This is a genomic window from Mesorhizobium sp. M1A.T.Ca.IN.004.03.1.1, from assembly GCF_003997555.1.
Classification (GTDB): Bacteria; Pseudomonadota; Alphaproteobacteria; order Rhizobiales; family Rhizobiaceae; genus Mesorhizobium.
Genome location: NZ_RZTV01000320.1, coordinates 1 through 272, shown reverse-complemented (window position 1 = coordinate 272; position 272 = coordinate 1). Strand labels below are relative to the sequence as shown.

The 272-nt window shown below is 66.9% G+C and carries 1 protein-coding gene; it reads left to right on the top strand.

Annotated elements, in window-relative coordinates:
• Nucleotides 1–272: pyridoxal-phosphate dependent enzyme (locus EOD29_RS31825; RefSeq protein ID WP_127248821.1), on the top strand; the 272-nt coding region annotated here is incomplete at both ends.

Genomic DNA, 272 nt, shown 5'->3' with positions numbered 1-272 from the left:
TGACTGCGGCGGCAACGCCGGCCGCCAGGCCGCCGCAGTCAAAGGCATCAGTTCGACGACCAAAGTGATTGGCCTGACGATGGAGAAGGGTGCCGCAATGAAGGCGAGCCTCGATGCCGGCCGCCCGGTGCAGGTGGAGGAAGTGCCGAGCCTTGCCGACTCGCTCGGCGGCGGGATCGGCCTCGACAATCGCGTCACCTTTGCCATGTGCCGCGACCTTCTCGACGAGATCATCCTGCTGACGGAGGCGGAAATCGCCGCGGGCATGCGCC